At 65.4% G+C, this 25033-nt stretch carries 23 protein-coding genes; 18 read left to right on the forward strand and 5 right to left on the reverse strand.

Annotation, left to right across the window (positions count from 1 at the left end):
* The first annotated feature begins 65 nt into the window (after nucleotides 1-65).
* The 14 genes from miaB (at nucleotide 66) to truB (ending at nucleotide 15889) form a co-directional block, all read left to right on the forward strand.
* Nucleotides 66-1424, forward strand: a complete 1359-nt coding sequence (gene miaB / locus IC232_RS12740) for a tRNA (N6-isopentenyl adenosine(37)-C2)-methylthiotransferase MiaB (RefSeq protein ID WP_190845336.1) — start codon at nucleotides 66-68, stop codon at nucleotides 1422-1424.
* Nucleotides 1425-1493: 69 nt separating this feature from the next.
* A complete protein-coding gene (locus IC232_RS12745) occupies nucleotides 1494-2591 on the forward strand; it encodes a PhoH family protein (protein ID WP_190845337.1) in 1098 nt (365 codons plus the stop codon).
* Nucleotides 2592-2605: 14 nt separating this feature from the next.
* Nucleotides 2606-3064, forward strand: a complete 459-nt coding sequence (gene ybeY, locus IC232_RS12750; RefSeq protein ID WP_190845395.1) for an rRNA maturation RNase YbeY — start codon at nucleotides 2606-2608, stop codon at nucleotides 3062-3064.
* A gap of 19 nt (nucleotides 3065-3083) precedes the next feature.
* Entirely contained in the window at nucleotides 3084-4118 is a 1035-nt protein-coding gene (locus tag IC232_RS12755) for a hemolysin family protein (RefSeq protein ID WP_190845338.1), read from the forward strand.
* Entirely contained in the window at nucleotides 4115-5770 is a 1656-nt protein-coding gene (lnt, locus tag IC232_RS12760; RefSeq protein WP_190845339.1) for an apolipoprotein N-acyltransferase, read from the forward strand. The genes IC232_RS12755 and lnt overlap by 4 nt, the downstream gene beginning before the upstream one ends.
* A 50-nt stretch (nucleotides 5771-5820) precedes the next feature.
* On the forward strand, nucleotides 5821-6234 hold the full coding sequence (locus IC232_RS12765; RefSeq protein ID WP_190845340.1) for a helix-turn-helix domain-containing protein: 414 nt from the start codon (nucleotides 5821-5823) through the stop codon (nucleotides 6232-6234).
* Nucleotides 6235-6340: 106 nt separating this feature from the next.
* Nucleotides 6341-7519 carry a methionine adenosyltransferase gene (gene metK, locus IC232_RS12770; protein WP_190845341.1) on the forward strand — a complete coding sequence of 393 codons (1179 nt, stop codon included), beginning with the start codon at nucleotides 6341-6343 and terminating at the stop codon, nucleotides 7517-7519.
* Between the two features lie 150 nt (nucleotides 7520-7669).
* Nucleotides 7670-8353, forward strand: coding sequence for a tRNA (guanine(46)-N(7))-methyltransferase TrmB (locus IC232_RS12775; RefSeq protein ID WP_190845342.1), 684 nt, complete (start codon nucleotides 7670-7672; stop codon nucleotides 8351-8353).
* Nucleotides 8354-8570: 217 nt separating this feature from the next.
* Nucleotides 8571-9200 (forward strand): ribosome maturation factor RimP, encoded by a 630-nt coding sequence (gene rimP, locus IC232_RS12780; RefSeq protein ID WP_190845343.1) that lies wholly within the window; start codon nucleotides 8571-8573, stop codon nucleotides 9198-9200.
* Between the two features lie 12 nt (nucleotides 9201-9212).
* Nucleotides 9213-10832 (forward strand): transcription termination factor NusA, encoded by a 1620-nt coding sequence (gene nusA, locus IC232_RS12785; RefSeq protein ID WP_190845344.1) that lies wholly within the window; start codon nucleotides 9213-9215, stop codon nucleotides 10830-10832.
* Nucleotides 10833-10860: 28 nt separating this feature from the next.
* The gene (locus tag IC232_RS12790) at nucleotides 10861-11532 is read left to right on the forward strand and encodes an RNA-binding protein (protein ID WP_190845345.1); all 672 of its coding nucleotides are present in this window, start codon (nucleotides 10861-10863) and stop codon (nucleotides 11530-11532) included.
* The gene (gene infB, locus IC232_RS12795; protein ID WP_190845346.1) at nucleotides 11529-14435 is read left to right on the forward strand and encodes a translation initiation factor IF-2; all 2907 of its coding nucleotides are present in this window, start codon (nucleotides 11529-11531) and stop codon (nucleotides 14433-14435) included. Before IC232_RS12790 ends, infB begins: the two co-directional genes overlap by 4 nt.
* A 102-nt stretch (nucleotides 14436-14537) precedes the next feature.
* Nucleotides 14538-14972, forward strand: a complete 435-nt coding sequence (rbfA, locus tag IC232_RS12800) for a 30S ribosome-binding factor RbfA (RefSeq protein ID WP_190845347.1) — start codon at nucleotides 14538-14540, stop codon at nucleotides 14970-14972.
* Nucleotides 14969-15889 (forward strand): tRNA pseudouridine(55) synthase TruB, encoded by a 921-nt coding sequence (gene truB, locus IC232_RS12805; RefSeq protein ID WP_190845348.1) that lies wholly within the window; start codon nucleotides 14969-14971, stop codon nucleotides 15887-15889. Before rbfA ends, truB begins: the two co-directional genes overlap by 4 nt.
* A 240-nt stretch (nucleotides 15890-16129) precedes the next feature.
* Here truB and IC232_RS12810 read toward each other — a convergent pair whose 3' ends face one another.
* Complete coding sequence (locus tag IC232_RS12810; protein ID WP_190845349.1) at nucleotides 16130-16672, reverse strand: ferritin-like domain-containing protein; 543 nt, start codon at nucleotides 16670-16672, stop codon at nucleotides 16130-16132.
* Nucleotides 16673-16969: 297 nt separating this feature from the next.
* Between IC232_RS12810 and rpsO the strand changes: the two genes are divergently transcribed.
* Nucleotides 16970-17239, forward strand: a complete 270-nt coding sequence (gene rpsO / locus IC232_RS12815) for a 30S ribosomal protein S15 (RefSeq protein WP_036349523.1) — start codon at nucleotides 16970-16972, stop codon at nucleotides 17237-17239.
* 219 nt (nucleotides 17240-17458) lie between these two features.
* A complete protein-coding gene (gene pnp, locus IC232_RS12820; protein ID WP_190845350.1) occupies nucleotides 17459-19633 on the forward strand; it encodes a polyribonucleotide nucleotidyltransferase in 2175 nt (724 codons plus the stop codon).
* Between the two features lie 239 nt (nucleotides 19634-19872).
* Here pnp and IC232_RS12825 read toward each other — a convergent pair whose 3' ends face one another.
* Nucleotides 19873-20721, reverse strand: coding sequence for a GyrI-like domain-containing protein (locus IC232_RS12825; RefSeq protein WP_190845351.1), 849 nt, complete (start codon nucleotides 20719-20721; stop codon nucleotides 19873-19875).
* A 74-nt stretch (nucleotides 20722-20795) separates the two neighbouring features.
* Nucleotides 20796-22475, reverse strand: a complete 1680-nt coding sequence (locus IC232_RS12830; protein ID WP_190845352.1) for an adenylate/guanylate cyclase domain-containing protein — start codon at nucleotides 22473-22475, stop codon at nucleotides 20796-20798.
* A 146-nt stretch (nucleotides 22476-22621) separates the two neighbouring features.
* On the opposite strand from IC232_RS12830, the gene IC232_RS12835 reads away from it, so the two are divergent.
* Both IC232_RS12835 and IC232_RS12840 read left to right on the forward strand, forming a co-directional pair.
* Nucleotides 22622-23236, forward strand: coding sequence for a pyridoxamine 5'-phosphate oxidase family protein (locus IC232_RS12835; protein ID WP_190845353.1), 615 nt, complete (start codon nucleotides 22622-22624; stop codon nucleotides 23234-23236).
* A 72-nt stretch (nucleotides 23237-23308) separates the two neighbouring features.
* On the forward strand, nucleotides 23309-23659 hold the full coding sequence (locus tag IC232_RS12840; RefSeq protein ID WP_190845354.1) for a RidA family protein: 351 nt from the start codon (nucleotides 23309-23311) through the stop codon (nucleotides 23657-23659).
* Nucleotides 23660-23718: 59 nt separating this feature from the next.
* On the opposite strand, the gene IC232_RS12845 is transcribed toward IC232_RS12840, so the two are convergent.
* On the reverse strand, nucleotides 23719-24183 hold the full coding sequence (locus IC232_RS12845; protein WP_246812177.1) for a BA14K family protein: 465 nt from the start codon (nucleotides 24181-24183) through the stop codon (nucleotides 23719-23721).
* Between the two features lie 70 nt (nucleotides 24184-24253).
* Nucleotides 24254-25024 (reverse strand): endonuclease III domain-containing protein, encoded by a 771-nt coding sequence (gene nth / locus IC232_RS12850; protein ID WP_190845355.1) that lies wholly within the window; start codon nucleotides 25022-25024, stop codon nucleotides 24254-24256.
* Nucleotides 25025-25033: the final 9 nt, after the last annotated feature.

A 25033-nucleotide genomic window follows, 5' to 3' on the forward strand; every position in this document is an offset into this window, starting at 1 on the left:
TGATGAAAAGGCTTAAAAGGCGCTGATCTTCGCCCGCCCGATTGCAAGCAGAACAGGCCGACCTCGTGAAAAAAGTCTTCGTCAAATCCTATGGCTGCCAGATGAACGTCTATGACGCCGAGCGTATGGCCGACATGCTGGCGTCCGAGGGCTACAGCGAAACCAAAGCCATGGAGGAGGCGGACCTCGTCATCCTCAACACCTGCCACATCCGCGAGAAGGCCGCCGAGAAGGTCTATTCCGAGCTCGGCCGCGTGCGCGAGCTGAAGCAGGAGCGCGAGGCGGCCGGCCGGGAGACAAAGGTCGTGGTCGCAGGCTGCGTCGCCCAGGCCGAAGGCAAGGAGATCCTGCGCCGGGCGCCTGCCGTCGACGTGGTGGTGGGACCCCAGAACTACCACAACCTGCCAAGCCTCTTAAAGAAGCCGCGCTCCGAGCGCGTGGTGGATACGGAATTCCCGGTCGAGGACAAGTTCGACCATCTGCCCAAGCCCTCGAAGGCGGCGATCCGGAACCGGGGCGTGTCGGCGTTCCTGACGATCCAGGAAGGCTGCGACAAGTTCTGCACCTTCTGCGTGGTGCCCTATACCCGCGGGGCCGAGGTCTCGCGCCCGGTGGCCAAGATCCTGGACGAGGCCCTGCGCCTTGCGGACGCGGGCGTGCGCGAGCTGACCCTGATCGGCCAGAACGTCAACGCCTATCACGGCGAGGGGCCTGACGGTGCCGTTTGGTCGCTCGGGCGCCTGCTGCATCGCCTGGCCGAGATCCCCGGCATCGTGCGGCTGCGCTACACCACCAGCCACCCGCGCGACATGGACGACGAGCTGATCGCCGCCCATCGCGATCTGCCGGCCCTGATGCCCTACCTGCACCTGCCGGTGCAATCGGGCTCCGACCGCATCCTCGACGCCATGAACCGCCGGCATACGGGCGACGAGTACCGCCGCCTGATCGAGCGCATCCGCCACGTCCAGCCGAACCTGGCGCTCTCGTCCGATTTCATCGTCGGCTTTCCCGGCGAGACGGATGCGGAGTTCGAGGACACCATGCGGCTTATCGCCGATGTGGGCTTTGCCAGCTCGTTCTCGTTCAAGTACAGCCCCCGCCCCGGCACGCCTGCGGCCGATATCGAGGCCCAGGTCTCCGAGGCCGTGAAGGCAGAGCGCTTAGGCCGCCTGCAGAATCTGCTCGAAATGCAGCGGCAGGCCTTCAATCACGGAACCGTCGGGCAGACTCTCGACGTTCTCTTGGAGAAGCCGGGTCGTCACCCGGGCCAGATGGCCGGCAAGTCGCCCTACCTGCAGCCCGTGCAGTTCGAGAGCGACCGCCATGCCATCGGCGAGATCGTGACGGTGCGGATCATGCGAGCAGGCTCGAACAGCCTGTTCGGGGAATGGATCGGACCCGACAGCCAGGCCGCGGCCTAGTCCGTTGCCCAACGAGGCCCCATATTCGTCCGTCGCCACATCGGCAGCGGATCATCAGAGGAGAGGCATTTGAGCCCAGCGGACAACGCGACCGCACGTGCACAAAAGGGACGGAACCCCAGCGGCTTGCATCCGGGTGTCGTCGAAGAGGCCGAGATCATCCTCACCTTCGAGGACAACCGCCTCGCCAGCCTCGTTTTCGGACAATACGACCAGAACCTCGCCCATCTCGAGCGGCGCCTCGACGTGACGGCCATCGCCAACGGCAACCGGGTTACCGTGAAGGGCACGCCGGAAGCCTCCGAGATGGCCCGGCGCGTGCTGGAAGGACTCTACGAGCGCGCCCGTCAGGGCGGAGCCCTCGGCACCGGCGATGTGGACGGCGCCATCCAGGAGAGCACCCTCCAGGGCAGCCTCTTCCCGGCGGCCGAGGAACAGCCGTCCCAGGGCCTCACCGCCTTCGACCAGATCTCCACGCGCCGGCGCGGGGCGGTGCGCGCCCGCAACGCCGCGCAGAACACCTATATCAAGGCACTCAAGACCAACGAGCTCGTCTTCGCCGAAGGCCCAGCCGGCACCGGCAAGACCTGGTTGGCGGTGGGTTATGCGGTCTCCCTGCTCGAAGCCGGACAGGTGGACCGGCTGATCATCTCCCGTCCCGCCGTGGAAGCAGGCGAGCGCCTCGGCTTCCTGCCCGGCGACATGCGCGAGAAGGTCGATCCCTATCTGCGCCCTATCTATGACGCGCTCTATGACTTCATGGAGGCCCGCCACGTAGACCGGGGCCTGCAGACCGGCATGATCGAGATCGCGCCGCTGGCTTTCATGCGCGGACGCACGCTCACCAATGCCCTGGTGCTGCTGGATGAAGCGCAGAACACCACCACGATGCAGATGAAGATGTTCCTGACCCGCCTCGGCGAGGGCTCGCGCATGATCATCACCGGCGACCCCTCACAGATCGACCTGCCGCCGGGCCAGAAATCGGGTCTCGTCGAGGCCGTGCGCATCCTGGACGGGGTGGAAGGCATCACCCGGGTGACCTTCAAGGAAGTGGACGTGGTGCGCCACGACCTCGTGCGCCGCATCGTGACCGCCTACGACAAGGCTGCCCGCGAAGCGCCGCCGGAGCCCCCGCGCCAGGATTACCGGGACCGCCGACCGTGATCACCCTCGACATCATGATCGAGGCGGGCGACTGGAGCCGCCTCAAGGACGCGGACGCTCTGGCCCAGAAGGCGGCGCAAGCGGCGCTCGCCGTCACCTATGAGGCGGACGGGGATTTCGAGGCGAGCGTGATGCTCACCGACGATGCGCAGATCCGGGAATTGAACCGCACCTGGCGGGCCAAGGACAAGCCGACCAACGTGCTCTCCTTCCCAGCGCCGGAGCAGCCGGGCCAGGATGGGCCTCGCCATTTGGGCGATATTGCTCTAGCGTACGAGACGCTGGTGCGCGAATCCGAGGAGGAATCCAAGGAGCTTGCGCATCATTTCGCCCATTTGATCGTTCATGGCGTTCTGCATCTCCTCGGCTACGACCACGAGGTCGAGGCCGAGGCGGACATCATGGAAGCTCTCGAGGTCAAGGCGCTCGCCACCCTTGGCATCGCCGACCCCTATCGCGATATGGCAGCATAACGGCTGACAACCCACGGCAATGAACGAAGATCGAAGTCGTAGCGAACGCCCTGTCCGAACCCTCACCGAGACAGACGACACACGCGACCACTGGTACGACCGGGTTCTGACCCGTCTCGGCCTGAAACCCCGCGAATCCATCCGCCACGATCTTGAGGATGTTCTCGCGGAAACCGTCGAAGACACGGACTTCTCGCCCCAGGAACGGGCGATGCTCAAGAACGTGCTCTCCTTCCACCGCATCCGGGTGGAGGACGTGATGGTGCCCCGCGCCGATATCGTGGCAGTGGCGGCCGAGACCAATCTCGGCGAACTCCTGAACCTCTTCCGCACGGCCGGCCATTCCCGCCTGCCGGTCTATGGCGAGACCCTCGACGACCCCAAGGGCATGGTCCACATCCGGGACTTCCTGGATTTCATCGCCATGCGGGCCGATGGCGGTGCCTCTGAGGCGGGTGCCGGCGACGAGACGTCTCCGCCGAGCCTCGGCCAGATCGACCTGTCGATGACGCTGGCGTCGGCCAACATCCTGCGCCCGGTGCTGTTCGTGCCGCGCTCCATGCCGGCCATCGACCTTCTGGTGCGGATGCAGGCCACGCGCACCCATATGGCCCTGGTGATCGACGAATACGGCGGCACCGATGGGCTCGTGTCCATCGAGGATCTCGTCGAGATGGTGGTGGGCGATATCGAGGACGAGCACGACGAGGATGCGACCCTCACGATCACGCAGGCGGCCGACGGCACCACCATCGCCGATGCCCGCGCGAGCCTCGACGAGGTGAAGGAGATGCTCGGCGTCGACCTCACCGAGGAGGAGGGCGCCGAGGACATCGACACCATCGGCGGCTTCATCGTGACGCTCGCCGGCCGCGTGCCGTCCCGCAGCGAGGTGATCGTCGGTCCGGCCGGCCTCGAATTCGAGGTTCTGGACGCCGATCCCCGGCGCGTGAAGCGGCTTCGCATCCATCGCCGCACCGTGGCCTCGACAGAAGTGGAAATCACCGAGGGCCAACCGGTCGCCCCGCGCCCTGAAAGCGCTGCCGCCGAATGAGCCTGCTGGCGGGGCATGATGCCTCAACCGAAACATCCGGCATCGCTGGGATCCTGCCGGCATTTGCCGCCTTCGGATCCCGCGTGCGTGGCTGGCGCCGCTGGCTCACGGCATTCGCGGCCGGGGCCGTTGGCGCTCTGGCCATGCCGCCTTTCGGGTTCCTGCCGGCGCTTGTCCTGTCCCTCATGCCGGCCATCTGGCTCCTCGATGGCACGGCTGGCGTTGGTCCATCACGCTGGGCTCCTTTGAAGACCGCGGCCTTTCTGGGCTGGTTCTGGGGCTTCGGTTATTTCGTCGCCGGCCTCTGGTGGCTCGGCGCCGCGTTTCTCGTGGAAGCCGACCAGTTCGCCTGGGCCATGCCCTTCGGGGTCCTGGGCCTGCCGGCACTTCTCGCCTTCTTCCCAGCTTTCGGCTTTGCGCTCGCCTGCCTGCTCTGGCTCCCCGGTGCCCGGCGCATCCTGGCCTTCGCGTTTGGCCTGACGATCAGCGAAGTCCTGCGCGGCCACCTCTTCACCGGTTTTCCCTGGAACAGCCCGGGCATGGCGCTCGGCCAGAACCTCTGGCTGATGCAGTCCGCCTCCCTGGTCGGCCTCTACGGCCTGACTTTCTTGAGCCTGTGCATCGGCGCCGCACCGGCCGTCCTGCTCACCGGGCGGACCGCTCGCGCCCGCTGGATGGCGCCAGCCCTTGCGGCGGCAATGCTCGTCGGCCTTGCAGGATTCGGCTTCTGGCGGGTGCCGGCCCAGGCCTCTGCGACGGTTCCCGACGTTCGCCTGCGCATCATGCAGCCCAACCTGCCTCAGGATGCCAAGTTCAACCCGCGCAACCGCGATGCCATCATGCGGCACTACCTGTCCTTGAGCGCGAGACCGGTTCAGGATGGCGCCGCACCGACGCATATCATCTGGCCGGAATCGGCCTTTCCGTTCCTGCTCGATCGCGATCCCGCCTCGTTGGCTCAGATCGGAGCTCTTCTTGAGCCCGGGTCTGTCCTGATCACGGGGGCGGCCCGCATGGACGAACCGTTGCCCGGTGAGGCGGTGGGCAAGTTCTACAACGCCATCCAGGTGATCGACGACCGGGGCACGATCCTCGGCTCCTACGATAAAGCGCATCTGGTGCCGTTCGGCGAGTACGTGCCGCATTTCCTCGATGCGGTGATCCGGGCGGTGGGCCTGCGCCAGTTCGTGCACATTCCGGGCGGGTTCGAGCCCGCGGAGAAGCGCATGACGCTTGCGATCCCGGGCCTGCCGCCGGTCGCAGCGACGATCTGCTACGAGGCGATCTTTCCGGGCGAAATTCTCGGCGACGGCCCGCGGCCCGACCTCATCCTGAACGTGACCAACGATGCCTGGTTCGGTGAGACACCGGGGCCGTATCAGCACTTCGCGCAGGCGCGCCTGCGAGCGGTCGAAGAAGGGCTGCCCCTGGTGCGGGCCGCCAATACGGGGATTTCCGCCATTGTCGATCCGTTCGGCCGCATAGTGGATCAAATGCCACTCTCAGTTGAATCGATCATAGATCCCAATCTTCCAGTTGCGGAAACTGCCACTGTTTACAGCAAATGGGGCAAGTTTTCTTTGACGGTTACGCTTGTGATCTGCTTAATGCTGCTGGTTGTACGTCGTGGGGGACGCTCAACTTTTCCATAAGTAACCCATGACTTCGCGTTACAATAAATCCGGTAAGGAAGTGGGGCCACATGAAGAAGTCGACGGGCTCTATCGATAAGGAAGTCGGAAGCCGCGTGCGCATGCGCCGGATGTCCATCGGCATGAGCCAGGAAAAGCTCGGCGATATGCTCGGCCTGACCTTTCAGCAGGTTCAGAAATACGAAAAGGGCATGAACCGGATCAGCGTGGCTCGTCTGATCGAGATCACCAAGATCCTTGGCGTCGACGTGCACTTCTTTCTCGACGGTGTCACGAGCACCAAATCCGCTCCTGGCTTCGCGGAAGAGAACCCGCCCACTTACGTGGCGGACATGATGTCGACTCCGGAGGGCTTGCAGCTCGTGCGGCATTTTGCCGGGATCAAGAACCCCAAGGTGCGAAAAAGCATCGTCCAGCTCGTGTCCTCGGTGGCCGCTCAAGACGATACGGAACGTTCGTCATAACGAACACGTTCGCTTGACCTTTCCTAAAGCATGCGGCATGAGCATGGCTTCAAGCCTGCGGGGGATCCGCAGGCGCCAATTTTCCATGGCCTGAAGGAATTCCGTCGTGCGGCGTTCAAGCTATCTTTTCACCAGTGAATCGGTGTCCGAGGGGCATCCGGACAAGGTCTGCGACCGGATCTCCGATGCCGTCGTCGATGCCTATCTGGCCGCTGAGCCGGAGGCCCGCGTGGCCTGCGAGACGCTCGCCACCACCAATCGCGTGGTCATTGCCGGCGAGGTGCGCGGTCCTGAGTCCATCACCAAGGACAAGGTGATCGAGCTTGCCCGCGATGCCATCAAGGACATCGGCTACGAGCAGGACGGCTTCCACTGGAAAAACGCGGACGTGGCCGTCTACCTCCACGCCCAGTCGGCCCACATTGCCCAGGGCGTCGATGCCTCCGGCAACAAGGACGAGGGCGCAGGCGACCAGGGCATCATGTTCGGTTATGCCTGCACCGAGACGCCCGACCTGATGCCGGCGCCGATCTACTACGCGCACAAAATCCTCGAGAACCTCACCGCCGCCCGCAAGGGCAAGGTGGGCGATGCCGCCAAGCTCGGCCCCGATGCCAAGAGCCAGGTCACGGTGCGCTACGAGAACGGCCGGCCCGTCTCGGCCACCCAGATCGTTCTTTCGACCCAGCACTTGGACGAGAGCCTGTCCTCCGAGGACGTGCGCGCCATCGTCGAGCCGCATATCCGCCAGACCCTGCCCGAGGGCTGGATCTCACCCGACACCATCTGGCACGTGAATCCCACCGGCAAGTTCGTGATCGGCGGCCCGGACGGCGACTGCGGCCTCACCGGCCGCAAGATCATCGTCGACACCTATGGCGGCGCGGCGCCCCACGGCGGCGGCGCCTTCTCGGGCAAGGACCCGACCAAGGTGGACCGTTCGGCCGCCTATGCCGCCCGGTATCTCGCCAAGAACGTGGTCGCCGCAGGTCTTGCCGACAACTGCACACTGCAGCTCTCCTATGCCATCGGCGTGGCCAAGCCTCTGTCGATCTATGTGGACCTGCACGGCACCGGCAAGGTGGACGAGGGCAAGCTCGAGGCCGTGCTCATGGACGCCATGGACCTCTCGCCCCGCGGCATTCGCACGCATCTTGGCCTCAACCGGCCGATCTATGCCCGCACCTCGGCCTATGGCCATTTCGGCCGCAAGCCGGACACGGACGGCGGCTTCTCCTGGGAGCGCACGGACCTCGCCGACCGCCTGAAGGCAGCGTTCCGCTAAGAGCCATTCGGCACGCCGAGCGACTCTCGGCTACATCAGCCCTACTGACAAGAGCCGGTTCCCCGCGAGAGGAATCGGCTCTCAATGCATCGACCGGCATCAAGAAGCCGGGTCCAGCCAGACCATGCCGTCTTCAGGAGCATTTGTCCCATGAGCGAGGCCTCCGAACGCGCCGGCGCCTTCTTCGGGCGCCGGAAGGGCAAGAAGCTGCGTGCCGGACAGGACGACCTCGTCCAGAAGCTCCTGCCTGCAATCCGTGTGGTCCCAGGGAGCGACCCTTCGAGCCAGTTTCCGAACCTTCAGGCGCGCGAAACCTGGCTTGAGATCGGCTTCGGCGGCGGCGAGCATCTTGCCGCCCAGGCCCGCGCCCATCGCGACGTCAACATCGTCGGCTGCGAGCCTTTCGTGAACGGGATGGCCAAGCTTTTGGCCGTGGTCGAGCAGGAGAATCTCGACAATGTCCGCGTCTGGGACGACGACGTCACGGACCTGCTGCCGACCTTGCCCGACGCCGCATTCGACCGGGTCTACATCCTCTATCCCGATCCCTGGCCCAAGCGCCGGCAGCGCAAGCGGCGTCTGGTCTCCGACGAGAACCTGGAGATGCTCGCCCGCGTGATGAAGCCGGGCGCCGAGCTGCGCTTTGCCAGCGACATCGACGACTACATCGGCTGGGTGCTCGCCCGCGCCATGCGCTCTCAGGCTTTCCGATGGACCGCCACCCGGCCCGACGACTGGCGCAAGCCCTACGAGGGCTGGCCGGGCACCCGCTACGAGGCCAAAGCCATCCGCGAAGGCCGCGTGCCGAGCTACCTGACCCTCACACGAATCTAAGCCGCGCTCGGGAGCCCTCGGGAAGCGCCTGCCGACGGCAACTGAAGGGCGATGAGCGTGTGTCCGGCGGACTTCGTGCAGGACCCTTGCGTTTTTGGGCTTGAATCGCTATAAGTTGCACGTCAGCTCTGGTTGCAGCGTCAAGCTGCTGGTCAAGAGTGGGCCCCGCCGGGTCCGCTCTTTTTTATTGCCTGAATGCCGGAGCGTGCGGAGAGCCATGACAAACGAACGCGACAAGCGGCTGATTACCGAAAACGGCGTGGCCGCCCGAGTGGCGGCAATCGTCGAGCCTGTGATCGAGGATCTGGGCTTCAATCTCGTGCGGGTGCGGGTCACCCCCACGAACGGATGCACCGTGCAGATCATGGCCGAAAGGCCGAACGGCACCATGTCGGTGAGCGATTGCGAGACCGTGAGCCGGGCGATTTCGCCGGTGCTCGACCTCGAGGATCCGATCGACACGGCCTATTACCTCGAGATCTCCTCTCCGGGGATCGACCGGCCGCTCGTGCGGGAGAGCGATTTCGTGCGCTGGACCGGCTACGACGCCAAGATCGAGATGGCCGTGCCGCTCGAAGGCCGCAAGCGTTTCCGGGGTTTTCTCCGGGGCGTCGAGAACGGAAAGCTCGTTGTCGAGTTGCCGGACGTAAAGGAAGGCCTCGATCCCATCGCGCGCCTGCCCCTGACGGATCTGGGCGAGGCTCACCTCGTTTTGACCGACGACCTGATCCGTGAATCGCTGCGCCGGGGAACGGCGCCGACCACGGACGACCTTGATGAAGACACGGATGTGGTCGAAGCGCCCGATGAGGCGCAGGACCCATCCGATCAGACGAAACCGAATTAAGGAGCGACCTCGATGGCTATCAGTGCCAACAGGCTTGAACTCTTGCAGATCGCCGATGCGGTCGCCCGCGAGAAGGTGATCGACAAGCAGATCGTTCTCGACGCCATGGCGGATGCCATCGCCAAGGCGGCCCGGTCGCGCTACGGCGCCGAGACCGACATTCATGCCGAGATCAACTCGAAGACCGGCGAGCTGCGCCTGGCCCGGCACCTGCTGGTGGTCGAGGACGGTGCGGTGGAGAACGACTCCCGCGAGATTACGCTGGCCGAGGCCCGCACCCGCCATAACCCGGCCGCCCAGGTGGGCGACGTGATCGCCGACACCCTGCCGCCCTTCGATTTCGGCCGCATCGCGGCGCAGTCGGCCAAGCAGGTGATCGTGCAGAAGGTGCGCGACGCCGAGCGCGACCGCCAGTACCAGGAATACAAGGATCGGATCGGCGAGATCGTGAACGGCGCCGTTAAGCGCGTCGAGTACGGCAACGTGATCGTCGATCTCGGCCGCGGCGAGGCGATCATCCGCCGCGACGAGCTCATTCCCCGCGAGACCTTCCGTCCCGGCGACCGCATCCGCGCCTATCTCTTCGACGTGCGCCGCGAGGCCCGTGGGCCGCAGATCTTCCTGTCGCGCACGCACCCGCAGTTCATGGCGAAGCTCTTCGCGTCCGAGGTGCCGGAGATCTACGACGGCATCGTTACGGTTCAGGCCGTTGCCCGCGATCCGGGCTCGCGGGCCAAGATCGCCGTCATCTCGCGCGATTCCTCCATCGACCCGGTCGGCGCCTGCGTCGGCATGCGCGGCTCCCGCGTCCAGGCGGTGGTGGGCGAGCTCCAGGGCGAGAAGATCGACATCATTCCGTGGTCTCCCGACCAGGCGACCTTCATCGTCAACGCGCTCCAGCCGGCCGAGGTGGTCAAGGTGGTGCTCGACGAGGAGGCCGACCGCATCGAGGTGGTGGTGCCCGACGACCAGCTCTCGCTCGCCATCGGCCGCCGCGGCCAGAACGTGCGTCTGGCCTCGCAGCTCACCGGCTGGGACATCGATATCCTGACCGAGGCTGAAGAGTCCGAGCGCCGCCAGAAGGAATTCGCCGAGCGCACCGAGCTGTTCATGAACGCGCTCGACGTGGACGAGGTCGTGGGCCAGCTGCTGGCCTCGGAAGGCTTCCGTTCCGTCGAGGAAATCGCCTATGTGGAATCCGGTGAAGTGGCCGCCATCGAGGGCTTCGATGAGGACACCGCCGCCGAGATCCAGAGCCGCGCGCAGGAATACCTCGCCCGCATCGAGGCCGAGAACGACGCCCGCCGCCAGGAACTCGGGGTCTCCGACGACCTGAAGGAGATCGACGGCGTCACCACCGCCATGATGGTGGCTCTCGGCGAGAACGACATCAAGAATGTCGAGGATCTGGCCGGCTGCGCCACCGACGATCTCGTCGGCTGGACGGAGGGCCGCGGCCCCGAGGCCACCCGCTACAAGGGGGCGCTCGACGGCTTCGACGTGTCCCGTGCGGACGCCGAGAACATGATCATGGCCGCCCGTGTCAAAGCGGGCTGGATCGAGCAGCCGGAAGAGATCGTTGAGACCGAGGGATCGGCCGAAGAGGCCGAGACCGAGGCTCAACCTTCTTAACGGCAATGGCAAAGCGAGGTCAGCATTCGTGCCGCGGCATGAACCGGAGCGCACCTGCATCGTCACCCGCGAGGCTCACAGCCCCGCGGGACTGATCCGCTTTGTCCTGGGGCCCGACCATCAGGTCGTGCCCGACCTCCGGCAAAAGCTGCCGGGCCGCGGCGTCTGGGTCACGGCCCGCGCCAGCATGGTGGAAGAGGCGGCCAAACGTCGCCTCTTCGCCCGCGCCTTCAAGGCCGAGGCCAAGGCTTCGGAGAGCTTGGCCCAGGATATCGAGCGCCTTCTCCGGGACGACCTCCGTCAGGGTCTGGCACTCGCCAACAAGGCCGGATCGGTGATCACCGGCTTCCATAAGGTCGAGTCGACCATCACGGATAAGCCCATCGTTGCCCTTATTCATGCCGCAGAAGCGGCCGAAGATGGGCGAAGAAAATTGGCAAACCAGTTGCGAAAACGCTTCGGCGAGGCAATATCTAGCTTTCCGGTCATCCAAGAATTGTCGAATGACGAATTGGATTTGGCATTAGGCCGGTCAAATGTGATACATGCTGCCCTCGTCGCGGGCGCTGGGAGCGACGGCTTTCTGAACCGATGGCATCGTTACCGCATCTTTCGCGGCATCGACGCCGATCAAACTGGCCTCGGAAACGAGACCGGCGAACCCACGACTATGAAACCCGCAGGAACTGAGGCGGAATGACCGATACGAAAAACCAGGGCGACAAGACTCTTCATGTGTCGTCCAAGACGCTTTCTCTGAAGCGCCCCGTCGAACAGGGCGTGGTGCGCCAAAGCTTCTCCCATGGCCGATCCAAGTCGGTTGTGGTCGAGACGGTCAAGCGTCGCCCTGCCGTCGGCCCCACCGGGGGCAAGGAAGACAGACCCGCGCCGCAACAGGCAGCGGCCCCCGCGGCTGCGCCCAAGCCTGCCGCACCGGCTCCGACCCCGAAGCCGGCAGCGCCCGCTCAAGGAGCGCGCCCGCAGCGGTCCGCTCCCAACACGCCCCGTTCCGGCGGCATGGTGCTGCAGACGCTCTCCGAGCAGGAGCGCGATGCGCGCATGAACGCGCTCGTCGATGCGCGCCGCCGCGACGAGGAAGACCGCAAGAGACAGGCCGAAGAGGCTGCCCGCCGCGCCGAGCGCGAGGCTGAAGAGGCCAAGGACCGCGAAGCGGCCGAAGCCCGCAAGCGCGAGGAAGAGGACCGCCGCCGCCAGGACGAGGAGCGCAAGCGCCGCGCCGAGGACGAGGCCCGCCGCCGTCTCGGCGAAGAGGCCCCCCGTCAGGCTGCAGGCTCCGCGCCGGCAGCCCGCACCGGCGCCCCGCGCCCGGAAGGTGGCCGCTTCGAGGGTCCGCGCCCGGATCGTCCCCGTTCGGATGGACCGCGTCCTGCCAGCGCCCGTTCCGACGGGCCGCGTCCCGGCGGCCCGCGCCAGGATGGTCCCCGTCCGGGTGGCTTTGGTGGTCCCCGCAGCGGCGGTGGCACCATGGGCGGCCGTCCGCCGAGCCTGAACCACATGGCCCGTCCGGCCGCCCCGGTCGTTCCCGATCCGGAAACGGCAAAGCCCCATGCCCGCACGGCTCCTCCCGTGGCAGCCCGTGCTGCCCTGGTGGATGACGAGGAGGGTGCACGCACCATCCGTCGTCCCGGCGTTGCGGCGAAGCCCGCAGCCCTGCCGAAGACCCCGAAGGCCGCTCCCGGCGAAGAGAAGCGCCGTGGCCGCCTGACGCTCGCCAACGCGACCTCGGGCGAGGACGAGCGCACCCGCTCGCTTGCCGCCTTCCGGCGCCGCAACCAGCGTCTCATGGGCCACCGCCAGGTGGAGCAGAAGGAAAAGATCGCCCGCGAGGTGATCATTCCCGAGACGATCACCATCCAGGAGCTCGCCAACCGCATGTCGGAGCGCGCCGTGGACGTGATCAAGATGCTGATGAAGCAAGGCCAGATGCACAAGATCACGGATGTGATCGACTCCGACTCGGCCCAGCTGATCGCGGAAGAGCTCGGCCACACCGTGAAGCGCGTTGCGGAATCGGACGTCGAGGAAGGCCTGTTCGACACCCCGGATGTGGACGAGAACCTCGTCACCCGTCCGCCGGTCGTGACCATCATGGGCCACGTCGACCACGGCAAGACCTCGCTGCTCGACGCGATCCGCAAGACCAACGTGGTGTCCGGCGAAGCCGGCGGCATCACGCAGCATATCGGCGCCTATCAGGTGACCTCGCCGCTCGGCGGCAGGATCACCTTCATCGACACGCCCGGCCACGCGGCCTTCACGGCCATGCGCGCCCGCGGCGCCAAGGTGACGGATATCGTCGTGCTGGTGGTGGCGGCCGATGACGGCGTCATGCCGCAGACCGTCGAGGCGATCAACCACGCGCAGGCGGCCGGCGTGCCGCTGATCGTGGCGATCAACAAGATCGACAAGCCCGACGCGAACCCGCAGCGGGTCCGTACCGAGCTGCTGCAGCACTCCATCGTGGTGGAATCCATGGGTGGTGAGACCCTCGAGTTCGAGGTCTCCGCCAAGACGGGCGACGGTCTCGAGACACTGCTCGAAGGTCTCCAGCTCCAGGCCGAAATCCTCGAGCTCAAGGCCAATGCCGAGCGCTCGGCGGAAGGCACCGTCATCGAGGCGAAGCTCGATCGCGGCCGCGGTCCCGTGGCCACCGTGCTCGTGCAGCGCGGAACGCTGCGCACCGGCGACATCGTGGTGGCCGGCGCCGAATGGGGCCGCGTGCGTGCCCTGATCAACGATCTCGGCGCCAACGTGAAGGAGGCCGGTCCCTCGGTTCCGGTCGAGGTTCTGGGCTTCAGCGGCACGCCCGAGGCCGGCGACCGCGTGGCGGTGGTCGAGTCCGAGGCCCGCGCCCGCGAAGTCACCGAGTACCGGACCCGCCAGAAGCGCGAACGTCAGGCGGCCCGCATGGGTTCGGCCGGGCGCACGCTCGCCGACATGATGCACGACCTCAAGGCCGGAGCGGGCCGCAAGGAATTCCCGCTCGTGGTTCGCGCGGACGTGCAGGGCTCGGCGGAAGCCATCGTGGGTGCCCTGGAGAAGGTCGGCAACGAGGAAGTGGCTGCCCGGATCGTCCAGGCCGGCGTCGGCGGCATCTCGGAATCGGACGTGACCCTGGCCGAAGCCTCGAACGCCATCATCCTGGCCTTCAACGTGCGTGCCCACAAGGAAGCGCGCGAGGCGGCCGAGCGTGCCGGAATCGAGATCCGCTACTACAACATCATCTACGACCTCGTGGATGACGTGAAGGCGGCGATGTCCGGACTGCTCGCTCCGACGCTGCGCGAAGAGCGGCTCGGCGAGGCGCAGATCCTTGAGGTGTTCAACGTGTCGAAGGTCGGCAAGATCGCCGGCTGCCGCGTCCTCGACGGCGTGGTCCAGCGCGGCGCCCATGTGCGCCTGATCCGCGACAACGTGGTGATCCACGAAGGCCGCCTGAGCCAGCTCAAGCGCTTCAAGGACGATGCCCGCGAGGTCACCTCGGGTCAGGAATGCGGTATGTCCTTCGAGAGCTATCAGGACATGCGCGTCGGCGACCAGATCGAATGCTACCGCGTGGAAGAGGTGAAGCGGTCGCTCTAAGCCGCTTCCGATCTTTTCACTGTCTGGAACATCTCTCATGGCCGGGTCATTCCCGGCCATGATCCCTTTTGAACGATCCGGTCCAACCCCGGAGATATAACAATGGCCAAACGTTTCGAACAAACCACAGGACCCTCCCAGCGCCAGCAGCGCGTGGCCGAGCTCGTGCGCCATGCGCTCGCCGAGGTCCTCTCCCGCGGCGACCTGCAGGACGACGTGCTGACGAAGAACGTCATCACAATTCCGGAAGTGCGCATGTCGCCGGACCTCAAGCTCGCCACGGCCTATGTCATGCCGCTCGGCGGCCGCGACGAGGCCGCCGTGATCAAGGCCCTGGACAAGAACAAGAAGATCCTGCGCCAGGAGGTCGCCCGCCGGGTGAACCTGAAATTCGCCCCCGATCTGCGCTTCCTGCGCGACGAGAGCTTCGACGAGGCGGCCCGCATTGACGCGCTCCTGCGCACGGAGCGGGTGGCCCGCGACACGGGCAGAACCGGCATCGACCTCTCCGACGACAGCGACGAGCAGGATTCATGAGCGACGAACGCCCGCAGCGGAGGCCCCACGGGGACCGACCGAAGAAGCGCGACGTCAATGGATGGATCATCCTCGATAAGGGCGTCGGCATGACCTCGACGCACGCGGTCGCGGTGGTCAAGCGCGGCCTCTCGGCCAAGAAGGCCGGACACGCCGGCACCCTCGATCCGCTGGCCTCCGGCATCCTGCCGATCGCGCTGGGCGAGGCGACCAAGACCGTGCCGTTCGTCATGGACGGGCGTAAATCCTACGTATTCACCGTGGCCTGGGGCGCGGAGACGAATACGGACGACACCGAGGGCGAGATTGTCGAGCGCACCGACAGGTTGCCCGACCCGTCCGAGATCGAGGCGCTCCTGCCCCGCTTCACGGGCTCCGTGCAGCAGGTGCCGCCACGCTTTTCTGCCATCAAGATCGCCGGCGAGCGCGCCTACGATCTCGCCCGCGACGGCGAGGTGGTGGAGCTTCAAGCGCGCACGGTCGAGATCGACCGGTTGGCCCTCGTCCACCATGACGGCAACCGCTCGGTGATCGAGGCCGATTGCGGCAAGGGCACTTATGTGCGCGCCATCGCCCGCGACCTCGGCCGGGCGCTCGGCTGCCTCGGTCATATCGCGGCGCTCAGGCGCACCCGCGTCGGCCCCTTCACGGAGCATGACGCCGTCACCGTGGACGACGTCGCCACCGATCCGGCGGCCCTGCGCCCGGTGGAGACCGCCCTCAACGAGATCCCCTCGATCGCAGTCAGCCGCGACATGGCCGGCCGCCTCATGCGCGGCCAGTCCATCATCCTGCGCGGGCGCGAGGCGCCCCTGTCGGGGAAGGTCTATGCCACCTGCAACGGCGTGCTCATCGCCGTGGGCGACGTGGAGCGCGGCGAGCTTGTGCCGCACCGGGTGTTCAACTTGGGCGTTTGAAACGCGTCATCCCGGCGCCGCGTCAGCGGAACCCGGGATCGTCAGACGAGTGTGGCGCGGGAACACCTCTCCCGGTGGGAGCGGTCGCGCCTTCAGGCGCGGGTGAGGGGTTAGCGTCCTCTCCGGATGAGGCTGTAACCCCTCACCCCAACCCTCTCCCTCAGGGAGAGGGAGTTCAGTGCTCCATCCTTCACGCGATCCCGGATCGGCTTGCGCCGTCCGGGATGACTGCATCGGGCTTTACCGGTCGGCCTTCAAGCCCTGCGCCGAACGGCTCAGGAACTTTTGGGTGATCGGCTCGATCATGTCGTAAACTGCCTGGGCGGTCCTTTCCTCTTCGCGCAACGACTCCTGGAGTGCCGGGATGAACTTCTGGTTCCCGGAGGCCTCGGCCATGGCGATGAGGGACTTGTAGGACGCGATCTCGAAATTCTCGAAGGCGTGGTTGGCGAAGGTGTTCTTCAGAACCTCGTCGGCCATCGGCATGTGGCCGGCGGCGGCCAGATTGGCCATGAACTGGGTGGCCATGTCCTTCAGGATCGAGCGATCCGCACCGAAGCTGTGCAGGGCCTCGTCGAGGCGGCGGATCTGGCCTTCGGTTTCGACGATGTGCCGGCGCAGGAGGTCGGACATCTCCGGATAATTCTCGAACCGCTCGACCTGCCGCTCCATGAGCTGGATGGCCTGCTTTTCGAGGGCGTGGGCGTTTTCGAGGCCGGTGATGAAGATGTTGCGGATGTCTTCCGAAGACGTAAGGTCGGCCATGCCGGTCGTGGCACTCATGATGTCATCTTCCTCTATTGGGGGTCTCTGGTTCACCAACCGTAACCTGGAAAACTTGTTCCGCCGGGGATCGGCCTAATCGGCGCATCTTATTGCCCCGCTTGAGAAAAACGATTTCTCTGGCACTCCGGCGCATTTCGTGTATGTTGCGCCATCTTTTCGAGGGTCATGCCCCGAAAGACGCGTCCGAGTTCGGACCGCGCTGGACGACATCCCGGCCCGGCCCTTCCGGATGTCCCGGACCCGAAGCCCTGAAGGCCAAGGTCTCCTTATAAAACCAACCTGAAAGGACACACGATGTCGATTACGGCTGAGCGCAAGAACGCGCTTGTCAAGGAATTCGCCCAGAAAGCTGGCGATACCGGCTCCCCCGAGGTGCAGGTCGCCATTCTGACCGAGCGGATCAACAACCTGACCGGTCACTTCAAGAGCCACAACAAGGACAACCACTCCCGTCGTGGCCTCCTGAAGATGGTGTCGTCGCGCCGTTCGCTTCTCGACTATCTGAAGAAGAAGGACGAGAGCCGCTACCGCACGCTGATCGAGAAGCTCGGCATCCGCCGCTAAGCTTCTTCACAAGACTTCCGTCCGGAGCCCGGCTCCGGACGGTTTCTACACCGGTTAGGACCACAGGGTCCCGGTGTCCTCCGAGGAGACGGCCGACACGATGACCATGGCAGGATCGCAAGGGGCTTATGAGGTGGGCTTGCCCATCGACGCGAGCCTCTTGCCGTCTTGCTCATGGCATCGAGCCCCCGCTCCTGCTGTCATGAAAGACGAAAAAGCATGTTCGATACTCAACGCGAAGAACTGATCTGGGCCGGCCGCAAGCTCGTGCTCGAAACGGGCAAGATGGCCCGCCAGGCCGACGGCGCCGTCGTCGCCACCTACGGTGAGACCACCGTTCTCGCCACCGTCGTGTCGGCCAAGGAGCCGAAGCCCGGTTTCGACTTCTTCCCGCTCACTGTGAACTACCAGGAGCGCACCTATGCCGCCGGTCGCATTCCGGGCGGCTACTTCAAGCGCGAAGGCCGTCCGACCGAGAAGGAGACCCTGGTCTCCCGCCTCATCGACCGCCCGATCCGCCCCCTCTTCGTCGAGGGCTACAAGAACGACACCCAGGTGGTCGTGACCGTGCTGTCGCACGATCTTGAGAACGACCCCGACATCGTCGGCATGGTGGCGGCGTCCGCCGCTCTCACCCTCTCGGGCGTTCCCTTCATGGGTCCCGTGGGTGCTGCCCGCGTCGGCTATATCGGCGGTCAGTACAAGCTGAACCCGCCGCTGCAGGAAATGGACCAGACCTCCCTCGACCTCGTGGTCGCCGGCACGGCCGACGCCGTGCTCATGGTCGAGTCCGAGGCGAAGGAACTGGCGGAAGACGTGATGCTCGGCGCCGTGATGTTCGGCCACAAGCACTTCCAGCCGGTGATCGAAGCCATCATCCGGCTTGCCGAGAAGGCCGCCAAGGAGCCGCGCGACTACCAGCCGGCCGACACGTCCGAGGTTGAGCAGGCCGTTCTCGCCATCACCGAGACCGATCTGCGCGAGGCCTACAAGATCACCAAGAAGCAGGACCGCTACACCGCCGTCGACGCCGTGAAGGCGAAGGTGATGGCCGAGCTGCTTCCCGCCGACGGTGAGCCCAAGTTCGAGCCCGAGAAGGTCAAGGCGGCCTTCAAGGAAGTGCAGGCCAAGGTCGTGCGCTGGAACATCCTCGACACCGGCTCGCGCATCGACGGCCGCGACCTGAAGACCGTTCGCCAGATCGTGTCCGAGGTCGGCGTTCTGCCCCGCACCCACGGCTCGGCCGTGTTCACCCGCGGCGAAACGCAGGCCCTCGTGGTCGCCACCCTCGGCACCGGCGAAGACGAGCAGTTTATCGACCAGTTGGAGGGCACCCGCAAGGAAACCTTCCTGCTGCACTACAACTTCCCGCCCTACTCCGTCGGTGAGACGGGCCGCATGGGCTCGCCCGGCCGCCGCGAAATCGGCCACGGGAAGCTCGCCTGGCGCGCCATCCACCCGATGCTGCCGGCCGCTCACGACTTCCCCTACACGATCCGCGTCGTCAGCGAGATCACCGAGTCCAACGGCTCCTCGTCCATGGCCTCCGTCTGCGGCGCTTCGCTTGCCCTGATGGATGCGGGCGTGCCCCTGCGCCGTCCGGTGGCGGGCATCGCCATGGGCCTCATCCTCGAGGGTGAGCGCTATGCGGTCCTGTCCGACATTCTCGGCGACGAGGATCACCTCGGCGACATGGACTTCAAGGTGGCCGGCACGGAGCAGGGCATCACCTCGCTCCAGATGGACATCAAGATCGCCGGCATCACGGAAGAGATCATGCGCGTGGCGCTGGACCAGGCTCAGGCCGGCCGCACGCACATCCTCGCCGAGATGAACAAGGCGCTGACCGCCCCGCGCGCCGAGCTCGGCGAGCATGCTCCGCGCATCGAGACCATGCAGATCCCGGTCGACAAGATCCGCGAAGTCATCGGTTCGGGCGGCAAGGTCATCCGCGAGATCGTGGAGAAGACCGGCGCGAAGATCGACATCAACGACGACGGCCTGATCAAGATCGCGTCCGCCGACGGCAAGTCGATCAAGGCGGCCTATAACTGGATCCGCTCCATCGTGGCCGAGCCCGAGATCAACACGATCTACGAGGGCACGGTCGTGAAGGTGATGGAGTTCGGCGCCTTCGTGAACTTCTTCGGTTCCCGCGACGGCCTCGTGCACATCTCGGAGCTCGCCAAGAACCGCGTCGGCAAGGTCACCGATGTGGTCAAGGAAGGCGATAAGGTGAAGGTGAAGTTCCTCGGCATGGACGAGCGCGGCAAGGTCCGTCTCTCCATGAAGGTGGTTAACCAGGAGACCGGCGAGGACATCACCGAGCAGCTCAAGGCCGAACGCGACGCCGAGCGCAGCCAGCGCGACCAGCAGAAGGCTGCCGGCGAGTAATTGCATTAAGGCTGACGAAGAACAGAAAAGGCGCGGTTTTGAACCGCGCCTTTTTCTTTGGCCGCAGGGCCGGCTTATCATTTACACAAACCTAAGCGCTCATCCTGAGGAGTTCACTTCAGTCACCGTCTCGAAGGGTCAGGGTGTCTCCAGCGCATTCTGGAACCTCCTTCAAGACGCCTGCTGCGCAGGCTCCTCAGGATGAGGCTGAGTGTATGACCAGCCTCACAGGAGAAGTTTCACTTCAGGGGCAGATAAATATCCGTCCGCAGTTCGGTTGGCGGCGTGTCGCGCGGGCTGTTGAGATAGTCCTCAAAAACCGGCGCATCGGCGGCTTCGCGCCCTGATGAGGGAAGCCATTGGCCGAAGAGCCAATCATAAGCCGCCCGCATGTCGCTGTAAGGACCCTTGTACCTGAGAACCGCGTAGTCCCCGCCCCGAAGCTGCGTGGTGAAAAGAGGCGCATCGACGTCGACCTCCTCATTCACGGTCACTGCGGCCTGGGATCTCAGTTCAGGCTCGGGAATGCTCGTTGGATCATCGAAATACAAGCCGATCATGCGCTGATCAGGCTGGATCTTGCCGCGCCGGGCCAGTCCGGTGAAGAGCATGTCGAAGCTCTTGCCGATTTTCAGGTATGAGCCGCGGTGCTCGACAGCAACCAGAGTGGTCGAAGGAATCTGTGTCGTGGTGGTTTCGTACATGGTCTGGGCTCCTTGAGGCTTAGGATTTTTGAAGACCGAGTGGCCACCGACCTTGCGATACTTGGCAGGAGGGAGACCGAAAGCCGTGTTGAAGGCGCGGGTAAACGAGGCCTGGCTGTCGTAGTGGGCCCTGGCCGCCACTTTCGCCACCGGCATATTGGTATGTGCCAGATCGGCTGCAGCGCGCTGCAGCCTCAGCCGTCGGACCGTGGCCATAACTGTTTCATTGAAATGGCCATGATAGATTCGATGCCAGTGATAGGGCGAAAGGCATGCGATCTCGGCCAGCACATCGAGGCTGAGTTCCTCATCCAAGTGATCGTGGATGTAGGCGGAGACGCGTGTAAGGCGGCTCGCATAACTCTCCAAAGTCGCTTGTTCCATCGTGCGGCACTCTTGCTTCAGGTTGTTAATTCAACCCTATGCGAGATGCCTTTGATAAATCCTGCTGTTTTATATCATCGCCCTAGGCTCTCCACCTGAGGGATGATCCAGCTCCCCAACGGCGCCGCTCGGCCACGAATAGAGACGATCTGGCGGTTGCGGCTGGAGAGGTCGAGGCCGGCACGGGTGGCGAGGTCCTCGGAGATCACCAGTTCCACATCGAGTTCCTTGGCGAGCCCCTCCAGGCGGCTCGCCGCGTTGATGGTGTCGCCCACGGCTGTGAGGCTGGTGGCCTGGCCGTAGCCCATCTGGCCCACGATGGCCGGGCCCGCATGCAGGCTCATGGCGATGCGCAGGGGATGCTCGAACTCGCTGGCGTAGTCCTCGTTGAGGCGGGCGAGCGCCGCCTTGATCCGGAGCGCGGCATCGAGGGCCTGACGGGCGGCCTCCTGCGGTGTGGTGCTCAGGCCGAAGAGGGCCAGAACCCCGTCGCCGATGAATTTGTCGATATAGCCGCCCGCATCCTCCACCGCCTCGCCCACCGCCTCGAAATAGCGGTTGAGGATGAACACCGTGTCGAAGGGCAGGCGCGTCTCGGTGAGGCTCGTGAAGCCGCGCAGATCGCAGAACAGCACCGCGACCTCCTGCTCCTGCCCCTGGGCCCGTCCGGCGCGCACCAAGGCCGTCACGCCGTTGCGGCCCGTGGACAGGATCGGCACGACGGCGATCTCGCCGTGCGGCCTGAACTGGCAGGCGAGCCTCACATTGGGACCCGCCTTGATGCGCGCGAGCGTGCCCCGCTCCTGGGCGGCGGGCGGCGGCTGGTCCTGCAATCCGTCAATCACCCTCACCCGGCAGGTGGAGCAGCGGCCGCGTCCGCCGCAGACCGAGATGTGCGGGATCCCGGCCGTGCGGCTGGCCTCCAGCACGCTGAACCCGGCCGGCACGGTGACGACCTGATCGTTGGGGTAGCGGATGCGGACCCGGCGGGACCACAGATTGGCGCTGCGAACGATCCGACTGGCAATCGTCAGGGCCAGAAGACCGCCGAAGAAGGCATAGAGGGCGGGGCCAACCAGGGGCAGGAGATCGGACGTGGGGGCTGCGCGCACGGCAAACCGCTCCGGCGCCTCGGCGATCTCCCGGCCTGCCCCTGCGAAACCGAGCAGGGCCAGGATGGGAACGAGAATGGCTCCCGTGTAGAGCAGCATCGCCCACCTTGGAAACCAGGGCTTCGGACGCAGCCAGAAATAGACCCCGAGGCACCCGTGCAGCCACGCGATGATGAGCGCAATCGCCTGGCGCGCGCCGATCTCGGGGCTCAGCAGCCAGATGCTCCTGACCACCTCGGGGTAGCCGGAATCGTGGCCGGTCAGGGCCCATTCGACCCGTGTGCCCGTCACATGCCCGATCAGGAGGAAGGGCAGGCTCAGGCCCAAGGCCAGCTGCGCGGCCTCGCGGACGGGCATGCGCAGGGTGCGGCGGCGATAGAGGGCCTGCAGCGCCAGCAGGAAGTGCAGGAGCAGGGAGCCGTAGAGGAGGATCGTGCCGACCGGGTTGCGCCACAGGCGGTTGAACCAGGCGCGCCCGGCCTCCATCGCGTCGATGGAGACGAGGCCCAGGGCATGGTTGCTGAAATGGGTGAGGAGAAAGGTTGCGAGCACGAGACCCGAAACGAGGCGGATCTCCCGCCAGGGGACGGGACCCTTAAGCAAAGCCGCCTCGGCGGCAGGTCTTGTCTCGGTTTGCTTCATGGGCGGATGACCGGTCTCGATCCTGCATCGGGGGCTTGGCTTGAGGCTATGCAGGTGCAGCCGCACGGGCCAATGTCAAATCACAGTCGCTGGACCAAGGCGGCGAACCATATATTCCTGGGCGCCGCACGCGAAGAACCCGAATCATGCCCCACACCATCACCAGCCTGCCCGACCTCGAAGCGCTCTATGGCGAGGTCAACAAGGCCTCGCTCCTGAAGGAGGCGAACCGGCTCGTTCCGGAATACCGCGCCCTGATCGAGGCCTCGCCCTTCGCGGCGCTCGCCACGCGCGGTCCGGAGGGGCTCGACTGCTCGCCCCGCGGCGACGGGCCGGGCTTCGTGCGCATCCGGGACGAGAAGACCCTGCTCCTGCCCGACCGGCGCGGCAACAACCGGATCGATTCGCTGCGCAACATCGTGCAGGACCCGGCGGTCGCCCTGCTCTTCCTGATCCCCGGCATCGGCGAGACCTTGAGGGTGAACGGGCGCGCGGTGATCTCCATCGAGCCGAGCCTGCTGGAGAGTTTTGCCGTCGACGGCAAGGCGCCGAAATCCGTGGTGGTGATCACCGTCGAGACGGTGTTCTTCCAATGCGCCCGCGCGATCCTGCGCTCGGAGCTGTGGAACCCGGCCCGTCACGTGCCGCGCGGGAGCCTGCCGAGCGCCGGCCAGATCCTGGCCGCGCTCACGAACAACGAGGCGGGCGGCGAGGCGTACGACAAGGCTCTGCCCGAGCGGCAGCGCACCACGCTCTATTGATGACTTGACCAAGTACGTTCTGCCCCCGAAAAGGCAGGTCTCGTTTTCACCAGTGAGGCTCAAGGACAATCCATGACGATCCAGCGCATCAAGCCCGGCCCGCGCATGAGCGGCGCCGTCGTTCACGGCAACACCGTCTATCTCGCAGGCCAGGTCGCTCAGGAGAGCGCAGGCAAGAGCGTCACCGAGCAGACGAAGGAAATCCTCTCGATCATCGACAGTCTGCTGGCCGAGGCCGGCACCGACAAGTCGAAGATCCTGATGGCCAATATCTGGATCACCGACATGGGCACGTTCCAGGAGATGAACGCCGTGTGGGATGCCTGGGTGTCTCCCGGTAACACCCCGGCCCGCGCCACCGTCGAGGCGAAGCTCGCAACCCCCGCCTTCAAGGTCGAGATCGCCGTCATCGCGGCAAAGTAAGTTCAGCAAAAAAGAAGCGGGCCGAATGGCCCGCTTCGTTCATTCACGCTTGCTCGAAGTTACGGGCAGGGATGGCGCATGCCATCATAGCCGAGATAGGTGCCCGAGGCCGGGTCATAGGACCGGTAACGCTGGGCGCAGTAGGCAGCATTGCCGCCGTAGACCGGAGCGGCCTGAGCCTGCGACTGGGCGATGGCGCCGCCGATGATGGCGCCGGTGGCAAGACCGAGAGCACCGGCCGCAAGAGCATTGCCGCGGTCGCGACGGTAGTAGCGGCGGTCACCATAATAGCGACGATCCCCGTAGTAGCGGCGATCGCCATAATAGCGCCGCTCCACATAACGCGGGCTGCCGCCGTAATAACGGCGATACTGCACATAATCGGCATTCACATCGCCGGTTTTGAGGGCGGCGACGAGTTCGTTGACCGGCGCGGTCCGCGTCTCGGCGGCGGAAGCCGGAGCGGCAAGACCGAAGGCGCCAAGAGCAGCCGTGGCGGCTACAGCCATGAAGAATTTACGCATGGGATCTCCTCCGATGTTGGGAGGCGAACGCTCAAGGCGCACGGTCGTTCCGTTATATGGGAATTTCAGGCTATCTCTCGCGCGAACGTGAGGAGCCAAGCGCGTCGGACGCGGCCTCGGATCTGGCCGGTGAAACCCGCTTTCCCTCCACCCTCCCCTGCCCGGTCGGGCAGAGATCCAGGATCGCGCAGCGGTGGCAGGCCGGGTTCTTGAAGAAGCAGCAGCGCTGGCCGTGCAGCATCATGACTTCGTGGTTGTCGTAGACCTGTTGCGCATCCCAATCCTCCGGCAGAAGGGCGGCCAACACCGCATGGGATGGCCCGACCGCTGTCGATTGCGGGATGAGAGCGGTGCGCTGCGCGACCCGGTGATGGTGGCTGTCCACGGGAAGGGCCGCCTTGCGCAGCACCGAGAAGGACAGCACAGCCGCGCTGGTCTTCGGGCCGACACCCGGAATGCTCTCGAGCCAGGCCCGGGCCTCCTCGACCGGCATGTCCTTCAGGAAATCGAGCGACAGGCTGCCGTGCCGCTCTTGAATAGCGTGCAGCACCGCCTGCAGGCGCGGCGCCTTCTGCTCGGGCCAGGTCACGCCTTGGATCGTCGCCTCAACCTCGTCTGTCGGCGCATGCATCATCGCGTGCCAGTCGGGATAGCGCGCGCGCAGCGCCTTGAACGCCCGACCGGAATCCGCATTGCGGGTGCGGTGGGACAGGAGCGAGGAGACCAGCTCGCTCACCGGATCGAGGGTATGGAAGTAGGGAATCGGGCAGCCATAGACCGCGCACAGTCGCTCATGGATGACGAGCGCCTTGGCCTTCAGGTCCTGGAGGTCCGGATTCATCCCGAAGCA

It is taken from the genome of Microvirga sp. (genome assembly GCF_014699075.1).
GTDB lineage: Bacteria > Pseudomonadota > Alphaproteobacteria > Rhizobiales > Beijerinckiaceae > Microvirga.